This window comes from Streptomyces sp. NPDC059454 (assembly GCF_042749965.1).
Lineage (GTDB): Bacteria > Actinomycetota > Actinomycetes > Streptomycetales > Streptomycetaceae > Streptomyces.
This window is the reverse complement of the sequence record NZ_JBHYVC010000067.1, coordinates 22,799-31,928: the sequence shown is the minus strand read 5'-3', so window position 1 is coordinate 31,928 and position 9,130 is coordinate 22,799. Positions and strand designations below refer to the sequence as shown.

9 protein-coding genes are annotated in these 9,130 nt (G+C 72.7%); 5 read left to right on the top strand and 4 right to left on the bottom strand.

Annotation, left to right across the window (positions count from 1 at the left end; all coding sequences use genetic code 11):
- Positions 1-796: chaplin (locus tag ACFXAE_RS30825; RefSeq protein WP_384721105.1), on the top strand; the 796-nt coding region annotated here is incomplete at its 5' end.
- A 73-nt stretch (positions 797-869) separates the two neighbouring features.
- Here ACFXAE_RS30825 and ACFXAE_RS30820 read toward each other — a convergent pair.
- Entirely contained in the window at positions 870-1,058 is a 189-nt protein-coding gene (locus ACFXAE_RS30820; protein ID WP_026085313.1) for a DUF5703 family protein, read from the bottom strand.
- 47 nt (positions 1,059-1,105) lie between these two features.
- On the opposite strand from ACFXAE_RS30820, the gene ACFXAE_RS30815 reads away from it, so the two are divergent.
- Positions 1,106-1,792, top strand: a complete 687-nt coding sequence (locus ACFXAE_RS30815; protein ID WP_384721101.1) for a hypothetical protein — start codon at positions 1,106-1,108, stop codon at positions 1,790-1,792.
- A 58-nt stretch (positions 1,793-1,850) separates the two neighbouring features.
- Here the strand turns inward: ACFXAE_RS30815 and ACFXAE_RS30810 are convergent, their stop codons facing one another.
- Together ACFXAE_RS30810 and ACFXAE_RS30805 are read right to left on the bottom strand one after the other, a co-directional pair.
- Positions 1,851-3,956, bottom strand: a complete 2,106-nt coding sequence (locus tag ACFXAE_RS30810; protein WP_384721098.1) for a helix-hairpin-helix domain-containing protein — start codon at positions 3,954-3,956, stop codon at positions 1,851-1,853.
- Positions 3,953-4,939 carry an aldo/keto reductase gene (locus tag ACFXAE_RS30805; protein WP_384721095.1) on the bottom strand — a complete coding sequence of 329 codons (987 nt, stop codon included), beginning with the start codon at positions 4,937-4,939 and terminating at the stop codon, positions 3,953-3,955. The genes ACFXAE_RS30810 and ACFXAE_RS30805 overlap by 4 nt, the downstream gene beginning before the upstream one ends.
- Before the next feature lie 252 nt (positions 4,940-5,191).
- On the opposite strand from ACFXAE_RS30805, the gene ACFXAE_RS30800 reads away from it, so the two are divergent.
- Together ACFXAE_RS30800 and ACFXAE_RS30795 are read left to right on the top strand one after the other, a co-directional pair.
- Positions 5,192-6,247: an LLM class F420-dependent oxidoreductase gene (locus tag ACFXAE_RS30800; RefSeq protein ID WP_384721092.1), complete on the top strand. Its 1,056-nt coding sequence runs from the start codon at positions 5,192-5,194 to the stop codon at positions 6,245-6,247.
- A gap of 264 nt (positions 6,248-6,511) precedes the next feature.
- A complete protein-coding gene (locus tag ACFXAE_RS30795) occupies positions 6,512-7,300 on the top strand; it encodes a ferritin-like domain-containing protein (protein ID WP_384721089.1) in 789 nt (262 codons plus the stop codon).
- 27 nt (positions 7,301-7,327) lie between these two features.
- Here the strand turns inward: ACFXAE_RS30795 and corA are convergent, their stop codons facing one another.
- The gene (corA, locus tag ACFXAE_RS30790; RefSeq protein ID WP_384721086.1) at positions 7,328-8,323 is read right to left on the bottom strand and encodes a magnesium/cobalt transporter CorA; all 996 of its coding nucleotides are present in this window, start codon (positions 8,321-8,323) and stop codon (positions 7,328-7,330) included.
- Between the two features lie 62 nt (positions 8,324-8,385).
- On the opposite strand from corA, the gene ACFXAE_RS30785 reads away from it, so the two are divergent.
- Positions 8,386-9,072: a histidine phosphatase family protein gene (locus tag ACFXAE_RS30785; protein ID WP_384721083.1), complete on the top strand. Its 687-nt coding sequence runs from the start codon at positions 8,386-8,388 to the stop codon at positions 9,070-9,072.
- The last annotated feature ends 58 nt before the right edge of the window (positions 9,073-9,130 follow it).

Genomic DNA, 9,130 nt, shown 5'->3' with positions numbered 1-9,130 from the left:
CGAGGGCTCGCCCGGTGTGCTGTCCGGGAACGTGGTGCAGGCGCCGGTGCATGTGCCGGTGAACGTCTGCGGCAACAGCGTCAACGTCCTCGGCGCCGGGAACGCCGTCGAGGGCAATGACTGTGCGAACCAGGGCGGCTCCTCCTCGGACGGGTACGGCGACTCCGGCGGCCATGGCGGTGCGCACGCCGACGGGTATGCCGAGGGCTCGCCCGGTGTGCTGTCCGGGAACGTGGTGCAGGCGCCGGTGCATGTGCCGGTGAACGTCTGCGGCAACAGCGTCAACGTCCTCGGCGTCGGCAACGTCGCCGTGGGCAATGACTGTGCGAACCAGGGCGGCTCCTCCTCGGACGGGTACGGCGACTCCGGCGGCCACGGCGGTGCGCACGCCGACGGGTACACCGAGGGCTCGCCCGGTGTGGGTTCCGGCAACCACGTCCAGGTACCGATCCACGTGCCGGTGAACGTCTGCGGCGACAGCGTCGACATCCTCGGCGTCGGTAACGCCACCGAGGGCAACGACTGCGCGAACGGCGGCCCGGGCCACGACACCCCGGGACAGCCCGGCGACCCGGGTGACCCCGGCAACCCCGGGCACCCCGGTGACGAGCCGGGCACCCCGGACCGCCCGTCGGCCGGCGACCAGCCGGGCGTCCACTCCCTCACCCAGCCCCGGCACGACGCGCAGCTCGCGCAGACCGGCAGTGAGCTGTCGATGGGGCTCGTCCTGCCCGCCGGCGCGGGCGCGCTGCTCGCCGGTGCGGTCCTCTACCGCAAGGCACGGACCGCCGCGTGACACCGGACACACGGACCGGACCCCGCGACCGCGGGGTCCGCTCCGTCGTGTGATTCCGGTCGGGTGTCGAAGATCACCAGGTGGCGCGCACCTGGCGGATGATCCGCCTCCGCAGCCGCACCCTGCGACTGCCGTCACGCATCAGCGTCAGGCGGTACAACTCCCAGTGACCGTACTCTGCATGGTCCGTCAGCAGACGTGCCGTCTCCTTGCGGGAGACCCCGCGCGGTACGTGCACGTCGACAAATTCGTATTCCGGCATCGCATCTATTGTGCGGGCCGGGCCCCGGTACGGATAGCGTCTGCACTATGTCTGATGCTGCGCAGCCCACCGCTGCCGAGGTACGCGCCGCCGCCGAGGTGGTCAAGACCGCGCTCGACCGCCACCTGGCCGCGGTCGAACGCCGGTCGGGGGAGGACGACCCGGCCGTCTACGAGGCGTTCAACCAGCTGGCCGCGGCCGCGGAGGCGTACGACGAACTGCTCTACGACCGCTACGACGAGGTCACCCCCTTCGAGATCCCCGGCGCGGAGGAGGCACCGCCGTACACCGGTCCCGAGGAACCGGCGGCCCTCAGCGTGCTGATCCGCCGCGACTACGCCGTCGTGGAACCCCAGCGGCTGCGCGCGCACGCCCAGCGGATCGAGGCGGCGGACGACGAGAACGCGGAGGCGTCGAGCACCGTCCACGGCGCGCTCGGCCTGCTGTTCGGCGAGTTCGAACCGGACGAGATCGCCTCCCGGCACAAGGAGTTCGGACTGGAGGAAGGCGACTCCACGCTCTGGGTGACGGCATCGGACGACCCCGCGGACCCCGGCGAGTGGCTGGAGGCGCCGTTCGAGCAGGCGGATCCGCAGCGGGTGGTGTGCCGCTTCGACGTCAGCGCGGTCTTCGACGACGAAGCGGACCTCGAGGACGAAGAGGACACCGAGGACGAGCTGGACCCGAGCCTGGACGAGGACGAGGATCTGGAACCCCTCGACGCGGACCGCTGACCGCACCCCCCGCACGGTGGCGGCACCCCCGGTGCCGCCACCCGCGCACGGGTCCGGCTCAGCCCTCCGCCACCGCAGCCTGCGGAGCCAGCAGCACCGGCAACCGGGTGGTCCGCGGCTTCGCCGGCACCTCGGCCACGGCGCGCGGCAGCGCCTGCTCCGCACCGTGCACCACGGACAGATGCCGGTCGGCCCGGCTGAACGCCGTGTACACCCAGGGCCGGCTCAGCGCCTGCGTGGCGTCACCGGGCAGCACCACGACCACCGCGGGCCACCGGCAGCCCACCGCCTGGTGCGCGGTCAGCGCCCATCCGTGCCGCACGGACGACTCCACCCGCTCCCTCGGTACGACGACCTCCTCGCCTCCGCACTCCAGGTGCAGCCCCTCGCCGTCGGCCCTCACCACGCGGCCCGGCAGCGCGCGCCCCGGAGCGGGGGAGTAGGCGACCCGGTCACCCGGGTCGAATCCGCCGAAGCGTCCCGGTCCCGGATTCAGCCGCTCCTTGAGCGCCGCGTTCAGCGCACGCGTCCCCACCGCGCCCCCGTGCCCCGGGGTGATCACCTGGGTCTCCTCGACCGGCACACCGATCGCCCGCGGCACCGAGTCCACCACCAGCTGCACGGTCCGGTGCACGGCCTCTCCCGCGTCCCGCACCGGCACGATCACGACCTCCTTGCCGGGCGCCGCCACCTGATTCAGCTCGCCGACGCCGATCCCCGAGACCAGCTCGCCCAGCGGGCCGGGATCCGGCCGCCGCGAGGCGATCTGCGGGCAGACCCGCGCCGCCAGCAGATCCGCGAACACCCGCCCGGGCCCCGCCGACCACAGCACGCCCGGATCACCGGCCAGCACCAGCCGCGCCCCGTCCGGCAGCGACTCCGTCACCAGCGCGGCGGTCTCGACATCCAGCTGCGGAGCGTCGAGCACCACCAGCAGATCCACGGCCAGCGCCCCGTCGGCGTCCCGCCCGGGACCCTCGGCACCGGACAGCAGTCCCGCGACGGTGGCGACCCCGGCCCCCTCGACCAGGCCCGCGAACCGGGCACGCCCCACCGGACCGTGGGCGGCGGCCCAGACCCGCAACCCCAGACCCCGCGCGGCGCCCACCAGCGCCGCCGGCTCGGCCAGCGAGGCCTCCCCACCGGTGTGCAGCACCAGCCCGTGCCCGGCGACCGCCCGGATCAGTTCACCCGCGGAACCCTTCGCCGAGGCGGCCGCACGCTCCCACTCCTCATGCGCACCGTCCTGCTCGGGCACGGAGCCGACCAGCCGGGCCAGCCCGTCGGCCAGACTCTCCTCGGCCAGCGCATACCGCTCCAGCCCCACCAGCACCCGTACCGGCCGCTCCTCGTCCTCCTCGGCCTCGGCATCACCGGCTTCACCGACGGCGTCCTGGAAAACGAGCACGTCCCCCTCCGAGATGGCGTTCTGCACGGCCTCCTCGGGCTCCGGCACCCCCTGCCGCCCCAGCGCGACGACCAGCGCCGACATCTCCAGCACGGTGTGCCCGGCCGGCGCGGCCTGCTCCAGCAGCCATACGGTGACCGACCGCCCCCGCCGCTCGTCGTCCGGCCCGGCCCCGTCACCGAGCAGCGCCCGGGCGAATCCGTCCGCCTGCTCGGGCCGCACCCCGGGGACCCGCAGCAACTGCCAGGGATCGGCGCGCAGCACGTCGGCGCCCCCGTCCCCGAGCACGCCGGCGGCCTGCGCGGCGATCCCCTCCGGCGCACCGCCCTGGACCAGCACCCCCCGCACGTCCTCGACGGCACCGGCGGCGGGAACCACCGGGCCGGGGGCCGCCTCCGGTGCCCGCCGCACGGGCTCGGGAGCGGGCCGCCGCGGCGCGCGCCCGGCTTCCTCGAACACGGTGCCGGCCGGCTTCTCCCCGCTCTCCACGGCCCGCACGGCGGCCAGCAGATCCGCGGCCGTGCCGCTCAGCTTGCCCCCGGCCTCGACCGGCCCCTGCCGCTCCGCCTTCCGCCGCTCGATCCGCTCCCGCTCCACGCGCTGCGCGGCCAGCTCGGCCTCGGCCTCGGAGACCTGCGCGGCCTCGGAGACCTGCGCGGCCTCGGACACCCGCGCGGCCTCGGAGACCTGCGCGCCCTCGGCAGGCGTCCCCGGCTCCTCGGCGTCCTCCGCGGTCTCGGGCGGCTCCGTGCTCACAGCGTGCTCCAGTCGTGATCGGGATAGCGGTGCACGGGCGCCGACACATCGTCCAGCGCCCGGCAGATCTCGTCAGGAAGACTAAGGGTCTCCACTGACAATGCCGCCGTGAGCTGCTGCGCGGTGCGCGCGCCGACGATGGGGGCGGCCACACCGGGCCGGTCACGGACCCATGCGAGGGCCACCTGCAGCGTGGTCACGGCGAGCCCGTCCGCCGCCGTGGTCACGGCGTCCACGATGCGGCTCGCCGTGTCGTCGAGATACGGCGCCACGAACGGGGCGAGATGCTCCGAGGCGCCCCGGGAGTCCACCGGGGTGGCGTCGTTGCGGTACTTGCCGGTGAGCACGCCCCGGCCGAGCGGCGAGGACGGCAACAGCCCGATCCCCAGGTCGAGGGCCGCGGGGAGGACCTCGCGCTCGACACCCCGCTGCAGCAGCGAGTACTCCATCTGGGTGCTCGCCAGCCGGGTCCGCACCCCCGGCGCGGCGAGTTGCCAGGTCGCCGCCTTGGCCAGCTGCCAGCCGCAGAAGTGGGAGACGCCGGCGTAGCGCACACGCCCGCTGCCGACGGCGATGTCGAGCGCGGCGAGCGTCTCGTCCAGCGGGGTGACGGGGTCGTAGGCGTGGACGTGCCACACGTCGACGTAGTCGGTGCCGAGGCGGGCGAGCGAGGCGTCCAGGGCGGAGAGCAGATGCCCGCGCGAGCCGTCGACGCGGCGGTCGGGGTCGGGCACGCTGCCGGCCTTCGTCGAGATGACGAGGTCCCGGCGGGGCACGAGTCCCTCCATCAGCCTGCCGAGCAGGTACTCGGACTCTCCGTCGCCGTACACGTCGGCGGTGTCGACGAGGGTTCCGCCGGCTTCCCAGAAGGTCTTCAAGAGGTCCGCGGCGTCGTGCTCGTCGGTGTCCCGGCCCCAGGTCAGAGTCCCGAGCCCGATCCGGGACACACGCAGGCCGGTACGGCCGAGATGCCTCTGCTCCATGGACGCCGAGATTACTGGCCAGAGCCTTTGGTGTGGGGGGCCTGTGGACAACGGACTTCCCGAGAGGGTGAGTGGCCGGAGGGCTGCGCGACCCGGCGTCGTACGGGGCGTCCCGCGTCGTGGTGGCCGGGGGGTGGGTCGCGCAGTCGGCGCCGCCGAAGCCGCAGCGGCGTCGCGGGCACCCCACCCGACCGCCGGAGGTATAAGGTCTCCGCACAAGCGACGTTACTCATCGGTAAGGGGAGAGCCGTCATGCAGCTAGGGATCAACCTCGGCTACTGGGGTGCCGGAATGGACGCGGACAACCTCGCCGTGGCCCAGGAGGCAGACCGCCTCGGATACGCCGTCTGCTGGGCCGCGGAAGCCTACGGCTCCGACGCCGCCACCGTCCTCACCTGGGTCGCCGCCCAGACCCACCGCATCGACGTCGGCTCGGCCATCTTCCAGATCCCCGCCCGCCAGCCGGCCATGACGGCGATGACCGCCGCCACCCTGGACTCCCTCTCCCAGGGCCGCTTCCGCCTCGGCCTCGGCGTCTCCGGCCCCCAGGTCTCCGAGGGCTGGTACGGCGTCAGGTTCGACAAGCCCCTCGCCCGCACCCGCGAGTACGTCGAGATCGTCCGCAAGGCCATGACCCGCGAACGCCTCTCCTACGAGGGCGCGCACTGGACCCTCCCCCTCCCCGACGGCCCCGGCAAGCCCATCAAGCTCACCGTGCACCCCCAGCGCGAGCACATCCCCCTCTACATCGCCGCCATCGGCCCGAAGAACCTCGAACAGACCGGCGAGATCGCCGACGGCGCCCTGCTGATCTTCCCCTCCGCCGACCACCTCGAGGACACCGCCGTCCAGCACCTTCGCGCGGGCCGCGAGAAGGCCGGCAAGACCCTCGAGGGCTTCGACATCTGCCCCACCGTCCCCCTCGCCGTCGGTGACGACAAGGACGTCACCACCCTCGCCGACACCTTCCGCCCCTACACCGCGCTGTACGTCGGCGGCATGGGCAGCCGCAAGCAGAACTTCTACAACCAGCTCGCCCGGCGCATGGGCTACGAACGCGAGGCCGCCGAGATCCAGGACAAGTACCTCGCCGGCGACAAACAGGGCGCGGCCGCGGCGATCCCGCACGACCTGATCGACAGGACCACCCTCCTCGGCTCGGTCGACCGCATCGCCGACCGGATGAAGGCCTACGCCGCCGCCGGCGTCACCACCCTCACCCTCGCCCCGGCCGGCTTCACGCTCGACGAGCGCCTCGCCTCGCTCCGCGCCGGCACCGAAGCCCTGGAGCGCGCGGGCCTCGCGTAGTTCTCACGGCCGTGGTGGGGGCTCGGGGGTCCACCCCGCCACGGCCGTCACCCACCACAACGCCCGTCGGCCCACCCGGTTACGCTCCCGCGCCCCTGCCCCGTACTCCTTTCGGCGGAGTTGCCCGACGCACCTGTTGCCGCCCCCCGGCCCGCGCACTTGACTCGTTCTTCGCGGAACTGCGGAATTGCGGAACCGCGGCTCCGGAACTCCGGCGCCGCGGACCCCGCGGAGAGCGGAAAGCCTGCGGAGAGGTGGCCCACCATGCTTTCGGCCAAGAGTCTGTTCCAGGAGATCCTCGACAACGACGAGTCCTTCGCCCTGTTCTGCTCCATCGCCGCGAGCGGCGAGTCGCAGGGCGGCTGGGAGAACGCCCGTATCGCCGCGCTGGTCCCCGAGAGCCGGCGCGAACTCGCCCCCAAGATCACCAGGCACGGCGCCGACGAGGACAAGCACGGCCGCATCTTCAACGCCCTGATGAGGAAGCGCGGCCTGAAACCCGTCCCGGTCCCCCCGGAGACCGACTACACGATGCTCCTCGAGAACAGAGGCATCGGCCTGGCCCACGGCCGGCTGAAGCGCGACGAGCCGCTCACCGTCCAGGACATCGTCACCTACCTCGCCCACAGCAGGGTCACCGAACAACGCGCCTCCGAGCAGATGGACCTGCTGCGCAAGCACTTCGCCGACCACCCCGACCTCGGCCGCGCGGTCAGGATGATCTCCGACGACGAGGACAACCACCTCGCCTACTGCCACGAGGAACTGCTGCGCTTCGCGTACGCCGGACACGGCCGCGCCATCCAGCGCACCCTGCGCGAGTGCGCGCTCGCGGAGATCCGCGTCTACCGGGACGTCAGCCTGGCGGTGATGGCGCACATGGGGCGCATCCTCGGCTGGCCCAGGCCCAAGGCGGCGGTCCTCGCGGCAGGCATCCACGCGGTGTACGCGTACGAGCGCCTGGGCGGCTGGCGCCGCATGGTCTCCCTCGAGATGCCGGGCCGCCGCAACGCGCTCGGTGGCCCGGCGAACCCGGAACCGGAGTTCGCGTGACCGCACGAGGGCACCGGGCCGGCCCCCTCACAGCCACCCCCGCCGCTTGAACAGGCGGAACAGCAGCACCTCCAGCCCCACCATCACCAGGACCACCACCGGATACGACCACTCCCACCGCAGCTCCGGCATGTGCTCGAAGTTCATCCCGTAGATCCCCGCGATCATCGTGGGGACCGCGGCCATGGCCGCCCACGCGGAGATCTTCCGCATGTCGTCGTTCTGCCGCACGCTCATCTGCGCCAGGTGCGCCGAGAGGATGTCCGAGACCAACCGGTCCAGTCCCTCCACGGACTCGTTCACCCGGGTGAGGTGGTCGTGCACGTCACGGAAGAAGGGCCGCGCCCTGTCCTCCACGAACGGCACCTTCCCCCCGTACGTGCCGACCCCCGCCAGCCGCGTCATCGGCAGAGCCAGCGGCCCGGTCGCGCGGCGGAACTCCAGGATCTGCCGCTTGAAGTTGTAGATCTTGGACGCGGTGTGCCGCGAGCCCCCGCCGTCGGGGGTGAAGACCTCCGCCTCCAGTTCCTCCAGGTCGGTCTGCAGTTCGGTCGCCACGTCCAGGTAGTGGTCGACGACGGCGTCGGCGACCGCGTACAGCACCGACGTGGGCCCCTCACCCAGCAGCTCGGGCTCCCGCTCGAGTCGCCGCCGCACGGCCCCGAGCGGCGCGTCCTCCCCATGTCGTACGGTCACCGCGAAGGAGTCGCCGAGGAAGATCATGACTTCGCCGGAGGAGACGGTGTCGCTCTGCGGCTCGTACCCGACCGGTTTCAGCACCACGAAGAGCGAGTCGTCGTACACCTCCAGTTTGGGCCGCTGATGGGCCTTGAGGGCGTCCTCGACCGCCAGCGGATGCAGGCTGAACTCCTGGGCGACCAGATCGAACTCGTCCGCCGTCGGCTCGTGCAGCCCGATCCAGACGAACCCCCCGGCCGATCGCGCCTCGTCCAGCGCGTCGGAGAAGTCGTGGGGCCCCTCCGACCGATGCCCCTCCCGGTAGATGGCACAGTCGACGATCACGAAGTGTCTTCTCCTTCCTCACCACGGACACCGCACACACGTGTGCGCCTACCCTGGGCCGCATGCCCACGTTGCTCCTGGTCCGGCACGGACGTTCCACCGCCAACACCGAGGGACTGCTCGCCGGGTGGACGCCCGGTGTCGCCCTCGACGCCCGCGGCGCCGCCCAGGCCGCCGCACTGCCCGGACGGCTCGCCGAACTGCCGCTGGCCGAGATCGTCACCAGCCCGCTCCAGCGCTGCCGGGAGACCCTCCGGCCGCTGCTGGACGCCCGTCCCGGCCTCACCCCGCACACCGACGACCGCATCGGCGAGTGCCACTACGGCGACTGGTCGGGCCGTAAACTCGCCGAGCTCAGGGACGAGCCCCTGATGGAGGTGGTGCAGGCGCACCCGTCGGCGGCGGCCTTCCCCGGCGGGGAGTCCATGCGCGCGATGCAGACCCGCGCCGCCGAGGCGGTGCGCGAGTGGAACGCGCGCGTGGAGCGCGACCACGGAGCCGACGCCGTGTACCTCATGTGCTCGCACGGCGACATCATCAAGTCTCTCGTCGCGGACGCACTCGGACTTCATCTCGACCTCTTCCAGCGGATCACTGTTGAACCGTGTTCCATCACCGTGATCCGTTACACCCGGCTGCGCCCCTTCCTCGTCCGCCTCGGCGACACCGGCGACTTCACGTCCCTGGCGCCGCGCGAGGAGACGCCCGCCGACGACGCCACGGTCGGGGGCGACGCGGGCGCACCGTGATCGTCGGGCGCAGTAGGGTGAAGCGGTCGCAGCAATGCGTCCCCGTTTCGACCAGCCG

Bases quoted from the DNA above. Each gene is read 5' to 3' on its own strand.
- ACFXAE_RS30800 (WP_384721092.1), top strand. From the start codon at position 5,192: ATGCAGCTAGGGATCAACCTCGGCTACTGGGGTGCCGGAATGGACGCG.
- ACFXAE_RS30820 (WP_026085313.1), bottom strand. From the start codon at position 1,058: ATGCCGGAATACGAATTTGTCGACGTGCACGTACCGCGCGGGGTCTCC.
- ACFXAE_RS30805 (WP_384721095.1), bottom strand. From the start codon at position 4,939: ATGGAGCAGAGGCATCTCGGCCGTACCGGCCTGCGTGTGTCCCGGATC.
- ACFXAE_RS30815 (WP_384721101.1), top strand. From the start codon at position 1,106: ATGTCTGATGCTGCGCAGCCCACCGCTGCCGAGGTACGCGCCGCCGCC.
- ACFXAE_RS30795 (WP_384721089.1), top strand. From the start codon at position 6,512: ATGCTTTCGGCCAAGAGTCTGTTCCAGGAGATCCTCGACAACGACGAG.
- ACFXAE_RS30785 (WP_384721083.1), top strand. From the start codon at position 8,386: ATGCCCACGTTGCTCCTGGTCCGGCACGGACGTTCCACCGCCAACACC.